This window comes from Nonomuraea roseola (assembly GCF_039535395.1).
GTDB classification, from domain to species: domain Bacteria; phylum Actinomycetota; class Actinomycetes; order Streptosporangiales; family Streptosporangiaceae; genus Nonomuraea; species Nonomuraea roseola.
The window spans coordinates 319385-337366 of record NZ_BAAAXC010000006.1 but is presented as its reverse complement, the minus strand read 5'-3'; the positions used below and the strand labels follow the sequence as shown (position 1 = coordinate 337366).

At 71.0% G+C, this 17982-nt stretch carries 15 protein-coding genes; 11 read left to right on the top strand and 4 right to left on the bottom strand.

All coding sequences use genetic code 11. The features are described 5' to 3' along the window. The first annotated feature begins 78 nt into the window (after positions 1–78). The 3 genes from ABFX55_RS07250 (at position 79) to ABFX55_RS07240 (ending at position 3138) form a co-directional block, all read left to right on the top strand. Complete coding sequence (locus ABFX55_RS07250; protein WP_346118853.1) at positions 79–972, top strand: Gfo/Idh/MocA family protein; 894 nt, start codon at positions 79–81, stop codon at positions 970–972. A 70-nt stretch (positions 973–1042) separates the two neighbouring features. Further along, positions 1043–2050 (top strand): NAD-dependent epimerase/dehydratase family protein, encoded by a 1008-nt coding sequence (locus tag ABFX55_RS07245; protein ID WP_346118851.1) that lies wholly within the window; start codon positions 1043–1045, stop codon positions 2048–2050. Between the two features lie 5 nt (positions 2051–2055). Next, positions 2056–3138, top strand: a complete 1083-nt coding sequence (locus ABFX55_RS07240; RefSeq protein WP_346118849.1) for a dihydrodipicolinate synthase family protein — start codon at positions 2056–2058, stop codon at positions 3136–3138. Positions 3139–3167: 29 nt separating this feature from the next. Here the strand turns inward: ABFX55_RS07240 and ABFX55_RS07235 are convergent, their stop codons facing one another. After that, on the bottom strand, positions 3168–4373 hold the full coding sequence (locus ABFX55_RS07235) for a helix-turn-helix domain-containing protein (RefSeq protein WP_346118847.1): 1206 nt from the start codon (positions 4371–4373) through the stop codon (positions 3168–3170). Between the two features lie 68 nt (positions 4374–4441). On the opposite strand from ABFX55_RS07235, the gene ABFX55_RS07230 reads away from it, so the two are divergent. The 6 genes from ABFX55_RS07230 (at position 4442) to ABFX55_RS07205 (ending at position 10482) form a co-directional block, all read left to right on the top strand. Further along, positions 4442–5659, top strand: coding sequence for a DegT/DnrJ/EryC1/StrS family aminotransferase (locus ABFX55_RS07230; protein ID WP_346118845.1), 1218 nt, complete (start codon positions 4442–4444; stop codon positions 5657–5659). Positions 5660–5745: 86 nt separating this feature from the next. Continuing rightward, the gene (locus ABFX55_RS07225) at positions 5746–6993 is read left to right on the top strand and encodes an extracellular solute-binding protein (protein ID WP_346118843.1); all 1248 of its coding nucleotides are present in this window, start codon (positions 5746–5748) and stop codon (positions 6991–6993) included. Between the two features lie 51 nt (positions 6994–7044). Next, positions 7045–7917, top strand: coding sequence for a carbohydrate ABC transporter permease (locus ABFX55_RS07220; RefSeq protein WP_346118842.1), 873 nt, complete (start codon positions 7045–7047; stop codon positions 7915–7917). After that, complete coding sequence (locus ABFX55_RS07215; protein WP_346118840.1) at positions 7914–8777, top strand: carbohydrate ABC transporter permease; 864 nt, start codon at positions 7914–7916, stop codon at positions 8775–8777. The genes ABFX55_RS07220 and ABFX55_RS07215 overlap by 4 nt, the downstream gene beginning before the upstream one ends. A gap of 119 nt (positions 8778–8896) precedes the next feature. Next, a complete protein-coding gene (locus ABFX55_RS07210; RefSeq protein WP_346118838.1) occupies positions 8897–9916 on the top strand; it encodes a dihydrodipicolinate synthase family protein in 1020 nt (339 codons plus the stop codon). A gap of 176 nt (positions 9917–10092) precedes the next feature. After that, the gene (locus ABFX55_RS07205) at positions 10093–10482 is read left to right on the top strand and encodes a hypothetical protein (RefSeq protein ID WP_346118836.1); all 390 of its coding nucleotides are present in this window, start codon (positions 10093–10095) and stop codon (positions 10480–10482) included. Between the two features lie 117 nt (positions 10483–10599). On the opposite strand, the gene ABFX55_RS07200 is transcribed toward ABFX55_RS07205, so the two are convergent. From ABFX55_RS07200 to ABFX55_RS07190, 3 genes are read right to left on the bottom strand one after another with little or no spacing between them, the layout of a single operon-like run. Beyond that, positions 10600–12540 (bottom strand): ligand-binding sensor domain-containing protein, encoded by a 1941-nt coding sequence (locus ABFX55_RS07200; RefSeq protein WP_346118834.1) that lies wholly within the window; start codon positions 12538–12540, stop codon positions 10600–10602. Between the two features lie 20 nt (positions 12541–12560). Beyond that, positions 12561–13289, bottom strand: a complete 729-nt coding sequence (locus tag ABFX55_RS07195) for an amidohydrolase family protein (RefSeq protein WP_346118832.1) — start codon at positions 13287–13289, stop codon at positions 12561–12563. Continuing rightward, the gene (locus ABFX55_RS07190; protein WP_346118830.1) at positions 13286–14008 is read right to left on the bottom strand and encodes an amidohydrolase family protein; all 723 of its coding nucleotides are present in this window, start codon (positions 14006–14008) and stop codon (positions 13286–13288) included. The genes ABFX55_RS07195 and ABFX55_RS07190 overlap by 4 nt, the downstream gene beginning before the upstream one ends. A gap of 77 nt (positions 14009–14085) precedes the next feature. Here ABFX55_RS07190 and ABFX55_RS07185 point away from each other — a divergent pair, with 77 nt between their 5' ends. Together ABFX55_RS07185 and ABFX55_RS07180 are read left to right on the top strand one after the other, a co-directional pair. Next, entirely contained in the window at positions 14086–16023 is a 1938-nt protein-coding gene (locus tag ABFX55_RS07185; protein ID WP_346118828.1) for a hypothetical protein, read from the top strand. Then, the gene (locus ABFX55_RS07180; RefSeq protein ID WP_346118826.1) at positions 16020–17972 is read left to right on the top strand and encodes an outer membrane protein assembly factor BamB family protein; all 1953 of its coding nucleotides are present in this window, start codon (positions 16020–16022) and stop codon (positions 17970–17972) included. The genes ABFX55_RS07185 and ABFX55_RS07180 overlap by 4 nt, the downstream gene beginning before the upstream one ends. Positions 17973–17982: the final 10 nt, after the last annotated feature.

The window sequence follows — 17982 nt, the reverse complement described above, 5'->3', positions numbered from 1 at the left end:
GGGAGCCGGGGAGACTGGCTCGCCTCGGACGGGGGCGAGGGTGTCATGATGGCGCACATTCCGGATTTGGAGGACGCTGTGCGCATTGCCTTGGCCGGGTTGGCCACCAGTCACCCCTACACCGACGCCCGAACCCTGGCCCGCCACGCCGAGCTCCTCGTATGGGAGCAGGACGCCGAGAGGCTGCGGCGCTTCACCGACGAGCATCCGGGGGCGAAGGTCGCGGCCGGCCTGGCCGAGCTGCTCGCGACCGAGCCCGACGGCGTCGTGCTCACCGTGCCGAACCCCCAGGCGCCCGACGCCCTGCGCGCGGTGCTGGAGACGGGCGCCCCGGTGTTCATGAACAAGCCCGCCGCCGCGACCAGGGCCCAGCTCGACGCCCTCGACCGGCTGGAGATCACCGATCGGGTGCTGTCCAGCTCCGTGCTGAGGTTCGCGCCCGCCTTCACCGCCGCGCGGATCGACCCCGCCGAGGTGCTGTCCGTGCGCGCCACCGTCAGGCACGACGTCGGGCTCTGGGCCACCGGCTACAACCCGTGGCAGGACACGCCTGGCGAGGGCGGCGGCACCATGGTCACGATGGGCATCCACGGGGTGGAGCTGCTCGTGGCGCTGCTCGGCCCCGCCGTACGGCTGGCGGGCGCGGCCGGCTCGGTCCGCCACTACGAGGGCCTGCGCTCGGAGGACACCGGCGTCATGGCGCTGCGGTGGGACAGCGGAGTCACGGGCACGGTCGAGATCATCGGCGTCTCGGACTCCGAGGCGTACACCGTCACCGTGCACACCCGGCAGGGCTCGCGCGACATCGTCATCGACAGCGGCGACGACGTCCTCAAGGGCCTGGGCTACGAGGGGACGGTCGAGGCCTTCCTCGCCATGGTCGGCGGGGCACCGAGCCCCGTGCCGTGGGCCCAGACCAGGGCGATTCTGGGCGTTCTGGTGGATGCCCGCGAGGCCGTTCCGGCTCGATAAAAACGGCGCCCCATTGACAGGAAAACACTCGCGAAGTTACGGTCTGGACCGTAAATGAGAGGAGTTCGGGGTGCGGACGGTAGCAGAGCTCGAGGAACGGCTGGCGAGACCCAGCGACGGTCTCGTCGACGACCTGGCCAGGCTCGACGGCGACATCATGATCCTTGGTGCGGGAGGGAAGCTCGGACCGAGCCTGGTCAGGCTCGCCCTCAACGCGACGAAGGGGAGCAGGCGGGTCGTGGCCGTCTCCAGGTTCTCCGAGCCTGGCCTGGCCGAGGACCTCACGCGTGAGGGCGCCACGGTCGTCAGCGCCGACGTGGCCGACGAGCAGGCCCTGCGCCACCTGCCCGACGTGGAGAACGTGGTCTTCCTGGTCGGCGCCAAGTTCGGCACCCAGGGCGCCGAGCACGCCACCTGGTTCACCAACTCCTACCTGCCGGGACGGGTCGCCGACCGGTTCAGGGACAGCAGGATCGCGGCGCTGTCGACCGGCAACGTCTACCCGCTCGTCCCCGTGACGAGCGGCGGCGCGACCGAGGAGACCCCTGCCGACCCCGTGGGCGAGTACGCGATGAGCTGCCTGGGCAGGGAGCGGGTGATGTCGCACTTCAGCGAGAAGTACGGCACCCGCCTGGCCCTCATCAGGCTCAACTACGCCGTCGAGATGCGCTACGGCGTGCTGGTCGACCTGGCGCAGAAGGTCCACGCCGGCGAGCCCATCGACGTGTCGACGGGCATGGCCAACGTGGTCTGGCAGGGGTACGCCAACGAGGTCACGCTCCGCGCGCTGCTGCACGCGCAGGCTCCGCCGTTCACGCTCAACCTGACAGGACCCGAGCTGATCTCGGTACGGCAGGCCGCGACCGACCTCGGCAGGGCCATGGGCAAGGAGCCCTCCTTCGTGGGCGAGGAGGCGAACACGGCGCTGTTGTCGAACGCCGCCAGGTGTCACAGGCTCTTCGGCTACCCGGAGCTGGCGCCCGCCGAGCTGATCGAGCTCACCGCGCGCTGGGTCGCCGACGGCGGCCCGCTGCTCGGCAAGCCGACCAAGTTCGAGCGCCGCGACGGCCGGTTCTGATCAGCATGCTCATCGATCGAGGGGGAAGCGACGTGCTCAGCACGGCTCCAGAGGCTCAGACGTCCGTCCGCGACCTGTTCAGGCGCGGCCTGGTCATCCCCGCGCACCCGCTGGCGCTCGACGCGGGACGCAGGCTGGACGAGCGCCGCCAGCGGGCGCTGACCCGCTACTACGTCGAGGCCGGCGCGGGCGGCCTGGCGGTTGGTGTCCACACCACGCAGTTCGCCATCCACGGCACCGAGCTGCTGCCGCCGGTGCTCGAGCTGGCGGCGGAGACCGCCCGCGAGGCGGGCCGCGAGATCGTCATGGTGGCAGGCGCGACGGGCCCGACCGCGCAGGCCGTGGCCGAGGCGGAGCTCGCCAGGTCGCTCGGCTACCACATGGTGCTGCTCAGCCCCCACAGGGAGCTGAACGAGGACCAGCTGATCGAGCGGGCGCGCGCGGTCGGCGAGGTGCTGCCGGTCATCGGCTTCTACCTGCAGCCCGCCGTCGGCGGTCGCACGCTGTCCAGGAGCTTCTGGACGAGGCTGGCCTCGATCGAGTCGGTCGTCGGCATCAAGGTGGCGCCGTTCGACCGCTACCGCACGCTCGACGTGCTGCACGGGGTGGTCAGGGCGGGGCGCGCCGACCAGGTGGCGCTCTACACCGGCAACGACGACCACATCCTGGCCGACCTGATCACCACCCACCGGGTGATCGTGGACGGCCGCGAGGTCGAGGTCGAGTTCGTCGGCGGCCTGCTCGGCCAGTGGGCGGTCTGGGTCAAGAAGGCGGTCGAGCTGCTGGAGGAGGCCAAGCTGGCCCGCGCGGGCGACGACGCGGCCGTGCGCAGGCTGCTCGGGCTCGACGGTCACCTCACCGACGCCAACGCCGCCATCTTCGACTCGGCCAACGGCTTCCACGGCTGCATCCCCGGCATCCACGAGATCCTGCGCCGCCAGGGGCTGCTGGCCGGGCGCTGGTGCCTGGACCCCGCAGAGGAGCTGTCTCCAGGACAGCTCGCCGAGATCGACCGCGTGTGGGCCGCCTACCCGTGGCTGCGCGACGACGAGTTCGTCGCCGAGGGCCTCGACCGGTGGCTGGCCTAGCGGGCCAGCAGGATCGGCGGATGGCCCGGCTAGAGGGTCAGCCGGTAGAGGGTCAGCGGGCGGCCACTGGTCCCGCTGGTCAGGTTGCCGGTGCGCTCGGCGAGCCCGGCCAGCTCCAGTCGGTGCAGCATACGGCGGGCCGTGCGCTGCTGCACCGCGAGCCGCTCGGCGATCTCCCTGGTGGTCAGCGGCTCGCCGCCGGCCGCCTCGCGGGCCTCCAGCAGCTTCTCCAGCGTGGGCACCGAGAGGCCGACCCTGCGGGCGATCACCGACAGGTTCTGCTCGCCGGCGGGTGTCGCGCCGACCGAGTCCAGCACGATGTCGGTGTCGGCGCGCAGCGACAGCACCGCGGCGACGTCGCCGATGCGCCTGGCCCTGGCCAGCGCCCTGCGCGCCAGGCTCTCGGCCTCCGCCGCGCTGCGGCCGAGCCCGAAGCCCACCCTGACCACCTGGCTCGTCACGGTCAGCCGCGACAGCATCGGCAGGCAGGAGAAGCCGCCCGTGGCGTCGGCCAGCGGGCCCCTGGTGGTGACCAGCAGATGCGTGCCGCCCCTGAAGGCGGCCAGCGTGCCACCGAGGGCCGCCGCCTCGCGCAGCAGGCCCTCCTCGCTGTCGACCTCGATCAGCCCGAGCGCGATCTGCGCGTCCTCCTGCGCCTGGCCCTCGGCGGTGAGCAGCAGCTGGCGCAGCGCCACCCGCACCGAGTGCACCGAAGGCGCGAGGCGCAGCACGTGCATGTCGTCGCGCAGCGCCTCGTGCACCGAGCTGAGGCAGGTGATCACCGCGTGGTCGCCGCCGCGCCGGTGGAAGGAGACCGCCTTCTTGGAGGTCATCTCGGGCCGGTAGGGCAGCGTGCGCACCTGCTCGGTGGGCAGGCCCGCCTCCTCGAAGGTGGCGTGGACGTCGGCGGCCGAGATCGTGTCGATGGACAGGCGCGTGATGTCCTGGCCCTCGTGCTGCAGCCGTACCAGAGCGGTCAGCAGCGTCGCCCCGGAGTAGTCGACGAACGCCGCAGGGCGGGTGAGCGCCTCGGCGTCACTGGCCAGCATGTACGGCACGATGCCGGTGAACAGCCAGCCCTCCACGGTGGAGGAGTGCGCTTCGACGATCGCGGGTGCCTGCGACTCGTGGTCGTAGTCGAGCCGCAGCGCGGTGACGCCCGGCTGCTCCTCGCAGGTGGCCGCGACGTCGTCGACCAGATCGTGCGGGCCGACGACCCCGATGACGATTCCCACCCACGCCTCCCTCTGCCATATTACGGTCAAGACCGAAAGGGTAACTCGTGACTCCGAACTTTCCAACCATGGCCGATCCCGAGGGCCGCACGCTCGGCGACGAGGAGGTGGCCGCCCTGGAGCGGGTGATCCGCTCGGGCATGCTCAACTCCGTGTGGGGAACCGAGGCCAAGGCGCTCGAAGGCGAGATGGCGCAGCTGTACGGCTCCCGCCACGCGATCGCGTGCAGCTCCGGCACCGCGGCTCTCCATCTGTCGGTCGTGGCGGCTGCGCCGGACCCCGGAGACGAGATCATCACGACGCCGATCACGGACTTCGGGACTGTGGCCCCCATCTTGGCGCAGAACGCCGTTCCTGTCTTCGCGGATGTGGACCCCTCCGACGGCAATCTCGATCCTTCCGCGGTCGAGGCCCTCATCGGGCCGAGGACGCGGGCGATCATGGCGGTCCACCTGTTCGGCGCGGCCGCGCGCATCGACGAGCTCAGGGCGCTGGCCGACAGACACGGGCTGGCGTTGATCGAGGACTGCGCCCAGGCCTGGCTCACCGAGCTCCCCGCCCAGGGGCCGGGGCTCCCCGCCCAGGAGTCGGGGCTCCCTGCCCAGGGGCCGGGGGAGGAGCTCGGGAGCGGTGCGCGGGGCGTGGGGGGAGGCAGGCTCGCGGGCACCGTGGGCGACGTCGGCACCTTCAGCCTCCAGCAGTGGAAGCACATCACCTGCGGCGACGGCGGCGTGGTCATCACCCAGGACGACGAGCTGGCCCGCAGGATGCGCCTGTTCTCCGACAAGGGATGGGACCGCGCCGCCGGACGGTCGCACGCCAGCCTGGGCCTCAACTACCGCATGACCGAGCTCCAAGCCGCCGTCGCCCGCGCCCAGCTGGCCAAGCTGGACGGCGTGCTGGCCGCCAGGCGGCGCACCGCCGCCCACCTGCTGAAGGCCTTGGAAGGGCTGCAGGGGCTGCGGCTGCCGCGCCCCGAGGGGCACGCATGGTGGCTGTTCCCCGTCGTCCTTCCGGACGGCGGCGCCGGCGAGCTGGCCGCCCACCTGGGGGCCGCGGGGATTCCGGCGCGGGCCGGTTACCTCGGGGAGCCGCTGAACAGGGCGCCCGTGTGGCAGGGGCCCGTCTACGGCGCCTCCCGCTACCCGCTGGAGGGCTACACGCCCGCGGCCTGCCCGGAGGCGGAGCGGCTGGTGGCCGAGACGCTGCTGGTCATCGACTGGAACGAGCACTACACCGACGAGCACGTCGAGCTCATCGCGGAGCGAATCAGGAACAGGCCGTAGTTACGTTCGTGTATCGGGCATTGACCGACCATCTCCCCGCTTACTAGGTTTCGGTCAGGACCGGTATTCATGAAAGGAAGCCGCCGATGAGGAAGGTAGCGGCAGCCGGAATCGCGGCCGCCATGAGCGTCGTGATCGCCGGGTGCGGGTCCGGTGGCTCAGGATCCGACAAGAGCACTGTGACCCTCTGGATGTACCCCGTCATCGCCGACCAGGCCAAGAACCAGGCCTTCTGGGGCAAGGTCGAGAAGGACTTCGAGACCGCCAACCCCACGATCGACGTCAAGATCGACCAGCAGCCGTGGGACGGCCGGCAGGAGAAGATCACGACGGCCCTCGCCTCGAGGAAGGGCTTCGACCTCGTCGTCCTCGGGCCCGACCAGATCCCGCAGTACGCCCAGCAGGGCACCCTCGAGCAGCTCGACGACGTGATCGCCAAGGACAAGGCCGCCTACCTGCCCAACGCGCTGACCGCGCTGACGGTCGACGGCAAGCTCTACGGTGTTCCGATCTACCAGACGATCACCGCCCCGATCTTCAACAAGAAGCTGTTCGCCGAGGCGGGCGTCACGGAGGTGCCCGACACCCTGGAGGAGCTGAAGGCGGCGGCGCCGAAGCTGGCCGCGAAGAAGGTGGCGGTGCTCGACTACCCCGGCAAGCCCGAGGTCTCGCTCAACCAGAGCTTCTACCCGATCCTCTGGGCCAACGGCGGCACCGTCTTCGCCCCCGACGGCAAGAGCGTCGCCTTCAACGGCCCCGAGGGCGTGCAGAGCCTGCAGTACCTGCTCGATCTGAAGGCCGCGGGCGGCCTGCCGGAGAACACCGCGAGCAAGGGCAACGACATCGAGGGCGGCCCGCTGGCAGGCGGCAAGTCCGCGATGTACCACGCCGCCACCGCGGGCATGGTCGAGCAGCTCGCCGCCGCGATCGGCGAGGAGAACGTGGGCGTCGGCCTGCCGCTCGAGGGCACGAAGCGGGTCGCGTTCGGCATCCCTGGCGGGCTCGTGCTGGCCAAGCACGCCGCCGACAAGGACGCGGCCAAGAAGTTCGCCGGCTACCTCGCCTCCACCACCGTGGCGGCCGAGCTGGCCAAGGAGTCCGGCTTCTTCTCGGCGAGGACCGACGTCACCATCCCCGGGCAGTCGGCCGCCTCCAAGGAGTTCGCCAAGTCCCTGGAGTTCGCCTTCCCCGGCGACACCCACCCGAAGGCCCGTCAGGTGATGGCGATGATCGCGTCGCACATCCAGGCGGCGCTGCTCGGCAAGGAGGACGCCAAGACCGCCCTCGACGCCGCGGCGAAGGAGGCCAACGAGCTGCTGTCCAGCGGCAGCTGACACGATTGGGGCCTTCCTGAGGGAAGGCCCTGTTTTTCTGGAAAGGTGTGAATGCCGGTGCGTCATCGCCTGCGTGATCCGGTCACTGGACTGCTGTTCGTCCTGCCCGTGCTCGTCCTTTTCCTGATCTTCCGGATCTTCCCCACGCTGGGTGCGGCGGGCATGAGCCTGACCAACTGGAACATCGGCGGGGAGTGGGACGTCGTCGGGGCCGACAACTACGTCCGGCTGTGGAACGACCCGAACTTCTGGGCCAGTCTGCGCGTCACCCTGGTGTACGCGGCGATCTTCGTGCCGCTGACGGTGCTCGTCTCGCTGGGCACCGCGCTGCTGCTCAACGCGGTGATCTTCATGCGGGGGCTGTTCCGCAGCATGCTGTTCCTGCCCTACGTCACGAGCTTCGTCTTCGCCGGCATCATCTGGCGCTGGATCTACGAGTTCGACGGCCTGCTCAACGGCCTGCTCACCAAGGTCGACCTCGGCCCCGTCCAGGTGCTGGAGAGCTCCTCGCTGGTGCTGCCCGCGCTTGCGGTCGTCTCCTGCTGGAAGGGGTTCGGCTACTCGATGCTGATCCTGCTGGCCGGCCTGAAGGCGATCCCCGGCTCGTACATGGAGGCCGCCCGCGTCGACGGCGCAAGCGCCTGGCAGCGCTTCCGCAGCATCACGCTGCCGCTGCTCAAACCCGCGCTCTTCTTCGTGCTGGTGATCGAGACGATCAGCTCGTTCCAGGTCTTCGACACCATCTACGTGATGACCGGCGGCGGCCCCGCCAAGGCCAGCTACACGCTCATCTACGGCATCTACGAGCGCGGCTTCCGCTTCTTCGAGTTCGGCTACGCGGCCACGTGGGGGATGGTGCTGTTCGCCATCGTGCTGGCCATCTCGCTGATTCAGCGCCGCTTCCTCGGGAGGGGGAACACGTGACGCTCACCGCCACCCGCCCCGCGGCCACCAGCGCCCGCGCCACGACCAGGCCCCGCCGTCCGCGCGGCAAGTGGTGGCTGTTCGCGCTGCTGGCGCTGATGTCGCTGCTGACGGTCGCGCCGTTCGCCGCGATGATCATCGTGGCGCTCAGCCCCAGGGGCAAGCCCACGGTGCCCGTCCAGTGGCCGGAGTCGCTGACCCTCGACAACATCACGCAGGTGCTGTCGGCGTCGGGCTTCGCCCAGTGGACGCTCAACTCGCTGATCTACTCGGCGGTGTCCGTCGTCGTCATCCTGATCACGGCCTCCATGGCCGGATACGCCTTCGCCAAGAAGCGCTTCCCCGGACGCGACGCCATGCTCTGGACGTTCCTCGCCACGATGATGGTGCCGTTCCAGGCGACGCTGATCCCCGTCTTCGTGCTCATCTCGAACCTGAACGGGGTCGACACGTTCTGGGGCCTGATCGTCCCGACGCTGGCCAACTCGCAGGCCGTCTTCCTGATGCGCCAGTTCATCCTCGGCCTGCCCGACGAGCTGTTCGACGCCGCGAAGGTCGACGGGGCCTCGGAGCTGCGGGTCTACTGGACGATCGTGGTGCCGCTGACCAAGCCGATCATGGCGACGCTGGGCGTGTTCGTCTTCCTGTGGCACTGGAACGACTTCCTGTGGCCGCTGGTGCTGTCCCAGAGCGACGCGACCAGGACGCTGACGGTCGGCCTCACGATCCTGAGGACCGAGGAGCTCCAGTGGTCCATGGTGATGTCGTCGGCGGCGATCTCGGCGGTGCCGTGCCTGCTGGTCTTCTTCCTGCTGCAGCGCTACCTCGTCAACAGCATCGCGATGACCGGCCTCAAGTGACGGGACTCCCGCGGGCCGGGGGGTGATCGGCCCCGCGTCCCATCGGGAAGGCGGGCGTACCGCTTCGTGACGGGACGTCCTACGCTGGACGCCCCGAAACGTCCGGTGAGGGAGCGATCATGAGCACGGCAATCGACACGCGCGCCGCCCGCCTGCGCGACCGCCTGCGCGGCGCGCTGGTGGCCGCGGCGGCGACCCCGATGACCCGCACCGGCGAGGTGGACCTCGACCTCGCCGAGAGCTACTTCCACCGGCTCGTCGCCTCGGGCGCCGACGCCCTGGCCGTGCTCGCCCACACGGGCCGTGGCCCCTTCCTGCCCGCCGACGTGCGGCGCGGCCTGATCCTGCGCGCCAGGCGCACGGGCGTCCCCGTCATCGTGGGCGTCGGCGGGTCGGGCAGTGCGGCTCCGCACGCCGTCCACACCCGGGGCGCCGCGGCGCCTTCCGGCCGGGCGGCCCCCGACGGGGCGGCCCCCGCCGGGGCGGCGGCCGCCGAGGGAGCGGGGGTGGTCGAGGGAGCGGGGGTGGTCGAGCGGACGGTGGCCGACGCCACGACGGCGGCCGAGCTCGGCGCCGACGGCCTTCTGCTGTTCCCCTCGGCGGGCGACCGCGTCGCGCTGCACGACGCGGTGTGGCGGGCCGCGGGGCTGCCGATGATCGCCTTCGACCTCTACACCTCGCCGTGCCCGCCGGCCGTCATGCGCGAGATCCTCGGCCATCCCGGCGTGGCCGGGCTCAAGACCGCGTTGCTGTCGGACGCCATGGGCTGCCAGGAGACGATCGCCCTGACCCGCGAGGCGGGCAGGCTGGCGATCACGGGGGAGGACCGCATGTTCGGCCCCTCCCTGTTGTGGGGCGCCGAAGCGGCCCTGGTCGGCATCGCCGCGGCCTCGGTGGAGGCGACGGGCGCGGTGATGCGCGCCTTCGCGGGCGACGACCTGCGCGCCTTCGAGAAGGCCTCGGCCAGGCTGGACAGGCTCGCCGCCGCCACGTTCACCGCGCCGATGGAGGGCTATGTCCAGCGCATGCTGTGGCTGGCCGCCGCCGAGGGCCTCATCCCCGAATCCCATGCCCACGACCCCTTCGGTCCGGGCCTTCCCGAGGCCGAGCGCGCCGACGTCCTCGCCGCCTCGTCCTGAGGGCCGCGGAGGGGGATTCGCCGAACCGCTCGTCCTGAGGGCCGCGGGGGGATTCGCCGAACCGCTCGTCCTGAGGGCCGCGGGGGGATTTCGCCGAACCGGGTGGACATCGCGGCGCCGTTGACGAAGGGTTGAGCGCGTCGGCACATCCCTGTGAGAGCGACGAATGGACGGACATGCCCTTGATGATCGCCGCTTCCGTGCTGCTCGCCACGACCTTGACCGGCCTGCCCGCCTCCGCGCCCGTGCCCGGCACGGCGACGGGCGCCGGCACCTCGGCCGTGCGCGCGGCGGCCACGGCTCCCAACCTGCGGGCCTGCCATGACGGCAGGTGCAGGCTCACCCTCAGGAAGTCGGTCTCCTTCAGGGTCAGCTCCAGGTTCGGCATCACCAGGCTGGCCATCTCCTTCACCGGCCACTCCGTCAGGGTGAAGGGCACGGGGCCTGGCGTGACCTCGCAGGCGCTGCTGGGCGAGGGCACGACGGGGTCGGTCAACGGCATCGGCGTGCGCGTGCTCTCGCTGTCGAGCGGCAAGGCCGTCCTCCGCCTGACCCCTGTGCGCTGAACCTCCGTGCGCTGAACCTTCTTCTGGCGCCGGCCCCGCACGACGCGGCAGGGCCGCCCCGCTACGGCGGGACGGCCCTGCGGGAGAGCCCGAGGGGCCGGGCTCGGCGAGTGAGGGTCAGCGGGGAGAGATGGCGATGCGCACGAGGTTGCGGCCCTTGATGCCGTACAGCGCCCGCTCCGACGGGTCGATGTTCAGCTTGGAGCCGCCGCCGAACCAGTCGCTGGCCAGCCCCGTCACGATCTTCTTGGCCGTGAACGGCACCAGGTCGATCCGGTAGACCCCGTCCACGTCGCTGGTGTAGGCCGTGAACCCGGCGATCACCAGGTCGCCGCCCCTGTTGTTGACCTTGAGCGTCCGCGTCACCTTGCGCAGCCGCAGGTCGTACTCGAACAGCACGCCGGTGTTCGTCAGGCCGTACACCGCCGTGGCGGTGTGCTTCACGCCGGTGATGGAGGCGACGCCCTGCAGCGGCTCGATCTCCCACAGCAGCTTGCGCGAGCGCAGGTCGAAGGCGGCCAGCCGGGCCGTGGGCGTCACAGGGGGAGAGCCGAGCCCCTCCTGGGTGCTGGTGCCCAGGTAGGCGATGCCCCGCAGCGCGGTCACCGAGGCGACGGTCTGGCGTTCCACGATCGGGCGGTAGGTGTCGACCTTGCCGCTGCGCGGGTCGTAGACGTCGAGCGCGCCGTTGGGGTGACCAGGCTCGGACTGGGTCGGCATGACGATCAGGCGGGTGCGCCTGTCGTAGGCCAGGTCGCGCGGGCGGTCCTGGTTGTGTCCCGTGCGGAACAGCAGCTTGGCCTCGGGGTCGCCGATGCGGTGGGAGTAGAGCGCCGCCTGGGTGTAGATGCCGAGGTAGGTGGTGTCCCTGACAGTGATCATGGTCTTCGGCTCGCCGGGGATGGAGAGCCTGGTGACCTTGCCTGTGGCCAGTTCGTGCAGGTCGGCGCCGCTCTTGCCGCCGACGTAGACGTACTCGCCGTCGGAGTGCACCGACATGGGCGCCTCGGCGGCGGCGCGGTAGCCGCGCTGCACGTGGCTGAGGTAGTCGAGCTTGCCGGTGGCGGGGTCGTAGACGAAGACGCCGGGGTCCTGGATGCCGTAGATGCGGCCCTCGTGCTCCAGGATCCTGCCGGTCCCCGCCTCGAAGAACGGCACACCGAGGACCTCGAGCTTGTCCGTGGCGATGTGGTAGCGGTACAGGGTGCCGGAGGGTCGCCCGGCGAAGTAGACCCAGCCGTCGTGGATCAGCACCGCGACCACGTACTTCTCGCCCGGCGCGGTCGCCTTGACGATCTTGTAGTTGGCCGGGTCGGCCTTCTCGACCACGACCAGCTCGGCCAGCGACAGCACACCGCCCGCCACGTGCGTGTCGGAGCTCGACATGCTCGAGACCCAGTCGCGGTCGGCCAGCTCGGCGGGCAGCAGGTCGCGCTTCTCGCCGGTCTTCCTGTCGATCGCGATGAGGTGGGCGTTGGTGCCGATGCCGGCGTAGACGTGGGTGGCGTCGGCCTGGATGCTGCGCACGTACGACTCGCCCGCCACGGGCTGGCCGAGGTCGCGGCTGACGCCGGTGGCGGGGTCGTACTCCACGACCCTGCCTGGCTCGGACATGCCCATGTAGATCTTGCCGTCGGGCGAGGAGGCCATGGTCCAGATGAAGTGGTCGGGGTACTCGGCGAGCTTGGTCGTCGTGCCCGTCACCGTGTCGATCTTGTACAGGTCGGACCTGGAGTGGGTGCCGACGTACAGGTCGGTGCCCACCTTGCACATGGCCCAGATGCCCACGCCCGTGGGGATCTCGAAGTGGGTGGTGACCTTGTCGGTGCCGAGGTCCCACGCTCCCACGACGTTGGGCGACAGGCCGCGCGAGCCCATGTAGAGCACGTTGCCGACGAACTCGCCGTTGCCCAGCGGGCTGGCGACGCTGGCGGGGCCGAGGTCGGTGAGCGTGCCTTCGGGCTCGCGGGCGACGGCGAGGGAGGGGGTGGCCGGAAGGGTGACAGCGGCGGCGGACGCGGCGGCTGCTACCTGGAGGAAACGGCGACGCGGGATCATCTGCCGGACGCTATAACGGCCTAGGCCGTAATGTCCAGACCAAAGAGCTGGACGGCATTGCGCCAAGCGATCAGCTCGGCGACGCCGGGGGAGAGGTCGGCCGCCGCGACGGCGCCGAAGGCCGAGGCGGGGTCGATGAGCGTCGAGTCGGTGCCGAACAGCAGCCTTCCTGGATCGACGCCGGCCACCACCTGCGCGATCCTGCCCGCCGGCGCGTGGGAGTAGCAGGGCTCCAGCCAGAGCCTGTCGCAGGCGCGCGCGGCCTCGACGGCGTAGCGGTGGCCGTCCGCGCCCATGTGGCCCGCGATCGCGCGCAGGCCGGGGGTGTCCGCGACGGCCTGGGCCAGGTCGAGCACGGTGGCGCCCCAGGTGTGGACGAGGGCGGGCACGCCGCGCGAGGCCACCAGCGCGAGAGCCTCACGCAGTTGCGGCGAGGTGACGGGCGAGCCCGTGTAGTCGGTGTGGATCTTGACGCCGACGAAGCGCCCCGTCGGCAGGTACTCGTCGAGGTCCCGCTCGGCCTCGGCCAGCCTGCGCGGGTTGACCGTGACGTAGCCGTAGTGGCGCTCGGTGGTGGCCAGCCAGCCGTCGAGCGCCCTGTTGCCCGCGGAGGCGTCGTAGATGACCGCCTCGGTGGCCGACACGATCGACACGCCGATGCCGTAGCGGTCCATGGTGGCCAGGTTGACCTCGGCCACGTCCATGGTGAAGAACCACGGCCCCCAGTGCGCGTGCACGTCGACGATCATCCGAGCAGCCTCCTCGCGTTGCCGCCCGCGACGGCGGTGATCTCTTCGGGCTTCAGCCCGCTGGTCGCCAGCCGCAGCAGCGGGACCAGCGGTTCGTAGTGGGGGGTGCGGGAGCCGTACAGCAGCCGGTCGGCGGGTACGGTCTCCAGCGCGTCGGGCGAGTTGAGCAGCCGCGTCGAGGTGTGGAAGCCGGGCTCGTCGGCGGCGACGACCAGGAAGTCGCCCAGGTGGTAGAAGTGGGTGTCCAGGAAGACGACCTTGGCCTCGAGGCCGGAGAACGGCTGCCAGAAGCGGCGCACGTCCCCGCCGGTGAGCACCACCAGCCCGAGCGCCGCCGCCCTCCTCGCCACGTGCCGCACGGAGGGGAAGCCCGCCTCGACGCCCTGCTCGTCGGGGAAGAGCCTGACCGCCTTCACCCCGCGCGCGGCCAGCCGCTCCATCTCGCGCACCGAGCCGATCGGGTCGCGCAGGTCGAGCGCGCCCACGGGGACGACGCCTGGCAGGGCGAGCACCTCGTCGTTGCCGGAGCGCAGGTCGAACAGGGCGGCCCGCAGCGAGGCCACCGCGCCCCTGCCGATCCTGTTCTCGCCCAGCGCGGCCAGCACCGACGACGGGTCGCCCGGCGGGCCGTCCCTGTCGGCGTAGGCTCCCACCAGCACGTCCACGTCAAGCGTCACCGTGAGCTCGCCGATCAAGCCACGCGCGTCGAACGCCGTCACAACCGCCTCCATTGACTATTCGCGTTCAGCAGATTACGGTCTGGGCCAAAATCGAGCAACCAGGTGGAGGCCCGGCCGTGCCGAGACTGCTCTTAGCCCTTCTGCTGGTCCCGACAGTCTTCCTCGCCACACCCGCGCACGCCGCCACCTGCGACGCACCCGCGATCACCAGGTACGGCCCCGCCTCGCTCACCAGCGCCCTCGTCGGCGCGACCGTCCACGAGGGCAGGGCCTACATCGTCGGCAGGGGACAGAAGCCGACCCTGCTGTCGGAGATCGACCTGGCCACCCGCAAGGTGATCAGGAACGTCAGGCTCCCAGGCGAGTCGGAGGGCGGCTGGGCCACCACCGTCTCCCGAGGCAAGATCTACATCGGCACCTACCCCTCGCCCGACCTCTACAGCTTCGACCCTGCCACCGGCGAGGTGAAGCGCCTGCACACCTTCGGCGCCTACGGCGGCTTCGTCTGGACGCTGGCCACCGCCCCCGACGGCATGATCTACCTCGGCACCTCCCTCGACGGAAGGGCGTGGGAGTACGACCAGGACACCGGCGCGATCAAGAGGTTCGACGTGCTGGCCGAGGGGGAGCGCTACGTCAGGGGCATCTCGGCCGACGCCGAGTACGTCTACGCGGGCCTGCTCGACAAGGCCAAGCTCATGCGCATCACCCGCGCCGACGGCACGATCAAGGAGCTGGCCCAGGGCCCCTCAGGCCTGGTCGAGCTCGCCGACCACGGTGACCGCGTCCTGGCCACCAGCGGGCGCGAGCTCATCGACATCCGCAAGGACGGAACCGACGACAGGCGCACCACCATCCCGGGCGCCTGGCTCGACATGATCTACCCCGCCCCCGACGGCACCGTCTACGCCACCTCGGGCCCCGACGGCACGCTCTACCGCTACCGCACGGGCGACACGGCCTTCACCAAGGTGGCCGACGCGCCCTCGCCTGGCGACGGCACGAGGAAGATGCAGCTGCTCGACGAGCGCACCATGCTCGGCATCACCGGCAGCGGCGGCATGTGGTGGCTCGACCTGCGCACCGGCAAGGCCGAGCTCCTCGACCTGCTCGAGGCCGGCATGGAGGCGAGCCCGGAGAAGCCGCAGACCATGCTGCTGGTGCCGGGTCGCGCGGTCTACATCGCGGGCCACTTCTCGATGACCGTGCGCGACCTGCGCACCGGCGAGCACCGCCGCTTCCGCGTGCCGGGCGAGCCCAAGGGCCTGGTAAGGCGCGGCGACAGGATCTACGCGGCCATCTACCCCAGCGGCGAGATCATCGCCATCGACATCAGGACCGACGAGGTCACGAGCCTCGGCTTCCTCGGCCACGACCAGCAGCGCCCCGCCGACATCGGCTACGACCCCCTCACCGACAAGCTGGTGGTCGTCACCTCCCCGCTCGGCTCCAAGCTCAACGGCGCCGTCTCCGTCGTCGACCCCGACACGGGGGAGAAGGACGTCCACGTCGGCGTCCTGCCCGACCAGAGCGTCATCGGCCTGGCCATCGATCCGAAGAGGGGCATCGCCTACCTCGGCGGCGACGTGGTCGGCCCCGGAGGGGCGCCTCCCACCAGGACCACGGCGCAGGTCGCCGCCTTCGACCTGAGGACCCGCACGGTGCTCTGGCGGGCCGAGCCGGTGGCGGGCAGCCGTACCGTCCAGGACCTCGAACTGCACGACGGCCTGCTGTACACGCTCTACAAGCGGCCCGCGGGCGCGTGGATCGCGCTCGACGTGGCCGGCAGGAGCATCGAGCAGCAGGGCCGGCTCTCCTTCCACGGCACGATGACCGTCCACAGGGGCAGGGTCTTCGCCTCGACCTACAGGGAGGGCGGCAACGCCTACCTGCTCGGTCCCGAGACCAGGCACCTGGCCACCGGGCTGGGCGAGGAGTGGTTCAACGTCCCCGAACTCCACTTCGAACCGGGCTCGTGGAACGCCTGGGCCCTCGTCGGCAGAGACCTCGCCAAGATCAGACTCGACCCCCGCTGCCCGAAAGTGACACCATGAAGACACCATTGGCAGCACTGGCCGCCGTGCTGGGCACCGTTCTCCTGACCACCGCCCCCGCACAGGCGGCCACCTGCGAGCCCCCCGGCGTGGAGAAATTCGGCCCCGCCTCGGTGACCGGCGCCATCGTCGGCGCCTCCGTCCACGAGGGCAAGGCCTACGTGGTGACCAGGGGCCAGAAGCCGCCCGTGCTCGCCGAGTTCGACCTGTCCACGCGCAAGGTCGTCAGGAGCGTCACGCTGCCGGACGCCCCGGCGACGGGCGAGCCGGAGGGCGCGTGGGCGACCGCCGTCTCCGGCGGCAAGGTCTACGCCGGCACCTACCCCGTCCCCGACCTCTACAGCTTCGACCTGGCCACCGGCGAGGTGAAGCACCTGCACTCCTTCGGCAGGAACGGCGGCTTCGTCTGGAGCCTGGCCGCCGCCCCCGACGGCACGCTCTACGCCGGCACCTACCCCGACGGCAGGGTGTGGGAGTACAGGCCCGACACCGGCGCGGTGCGCAACTTCGGCGTGCTGGCCGCGGGGGAGCGCTACGTCAGGGCCGTCGCGGCCGACGCGGGCAACGTCTACGCGGGCCTGCTCGACAAGGGCAGGCTCGTGGCGATCGACCGCGCGAGCGGGGCCGTGCGCGAGCTGGCCCAGGGCCCCGGCGGCATCGGCGTGGTGGCCGAGCACGGCGACAGGGTGCTGGCCGTCAGCGGCACGACCCTGATCGACGTCCGCAAGGACGGCACCGACCTCAGGCGGGTGCCGACGGGCGCGGGCAGCCTCGACGCGATCGTCTCCACCCCCGACGGCACCGTGTACGGCACGACGCGCCCCGACGGCGCCGTCCACCGCTACCGCACCGGCGACGAGGCTCTCACCAGGATCGCCGACGCGCCCTCGCCCGGCGACGAGACCAGGCGCCTCGCGCTCACCGGCGAGGGCGCCCTCGTCGGATTCTCGGGCAGCGGCGGCATGTGGACGCTCGACCTGCCGAGCGCGAAGGCCGAGTTCGTCGACCTGATCGAGGCGGGACTGCCCAGCGGGGCCGAACGCCCGCAGAGCATGCTCCTGGTGCCCAACAGGGCCGTCTACATCGGCGGCCACTTCTCCATGGACGTGCGCGACCTGCGCACCGGCGAGCACCGCCGCTTCCGCGTCCCCGGCGAGCCCAAGGACCTGGTGCGGCGCGGCAACAAGATCTACGCGGCCATCTACCCCAGCGGCCAGATCATCGCCATCGACATGAGGACGGACGAGGTCACCAGCCTCGGCTTCCTCGGCCACGGCCAGCAGCGCCCATGGGACCTGGAATACGACCCCCGCACCGACAAGCTCCTGGTCGCCAGCGCCCCGCTGGGCGCCAAACTCGACGGAGCCCTGTCGGTCGTCGACCCCGACACCGGGAAGACGGACGTTTACGAGGGCGTCATCCCCGACCAGAGCCTGATGAGCCTCTCGCTCGACTCGGGGGCGGGCGTCGTCTACCTCGGCGGCGACGTGCTGGGCGGCGGCGGCACCCCGCCGGTCAGGACCTCCGCCTCGGTGGCCGCCTTCGACCTGAAGACGCGCACCGTGCTCTGGCAGGTGGACCCGGTGCAGGGCAACCGCACCTTCCAGGACATCAAGGTCCACGACGGCCTGCTCTACGGCGTCTACAAGCGCAACTCCGGTGCCTGGATCGCCCTGGACCTGGCCACCAGGACCGTCAGGCACCAGGGCTCCCTGTCGGGCTACGGCGAGCTGACCGTGCACAGGGGCAGGGTCTTCGCCTCGGTCTTCTTCGGCGGCGGCAACGCCTACGAGCTGGGCACCGAGGCCAAGCTGCTGGCCACGGGGCTGGGCGACGAGTGGTACACCAACCCCCAGCTGCACTTCGAGCCGGGCTCGTGGAAGGCCTGGGCGCTGTCGGGCAGGGAACTGGCCAGAATCGGGCTTGACCCCAGGTGCCCACAGAGTTAGGTTTCGGTCT

What these genes read in the sequence shown, in the direction of transcription:
- ABFX55_RS07240 (WP_346118849.1), top strand. Translation starts at nt 2,056, where the DNA reads ATGCTCATCGATCGAGGGGGAAGCGACGTGCTCAGCACGGCTCCAGAG.
- ABFX55_RS07230 (WP_346118845.1), top strand. Translation starts at nt 4,442, where the DNA reads ATGGCCGATCCCGAGGGCCGCACGCTCGGCGACGAGGAGGTGGCCGCC.
- ABFX55_RS07225 (WP_346118843.1), top strand. Translation starts at nt 5,746, where the DNA reads ATGAGGAAGGTAGCGGCAGCCGGAATCGCGGCCGCCATGAGCGTCGTG.
- ABFX55_RS07220 (WP_346118842.1), top strand. Translation starts at nt 7,045, where the DNA reads ATGCCGGTGCGTCATCGCCTGCGTGATCCGGTCACTGGACTGCTGTTC.
- ABFX55_RS07210 (WP_346118838.1), top strand. Translation starts at nt 8,897, where the DNA reads ATGAGCACGGCAATCGACACGCGCGCCGCCCGCCTGCGCGACCGCCTG.
- ABFX55_RS07205 (WP_346118836.1), top strand. Translation starts at nt 10,093, where the DNA reads ATGCCCTTGATGATCGCCGCTTCCGTGCTGCTCGCCACGACCTTGACC.
- ABFX55_RS07200 (WP_346118834.1), bottom strand. Translation starts at nt 12,540, where the DNA reads ATGATCCCGCGTCGCCGTTTCCTCCAGGTAGCAGCCGCCGCGTCCGCC.
- ABFX55_RS07195 (WP_346118832.1), bottom strand. Translation starts at nt 13,289, where the DNA reads ATGATCGTCGACGTGCACGCGCACTGGGGGCCGTGGTTCTTCACCATG.
- ABFX55_RS07180 (WP_346118826.1), top strand. Translation starts at nt 16,020, where the DNA reads ATGAAGACACCATTGGCAGCACTGGCCGCCGTGCTGGGCACCGTTCTC.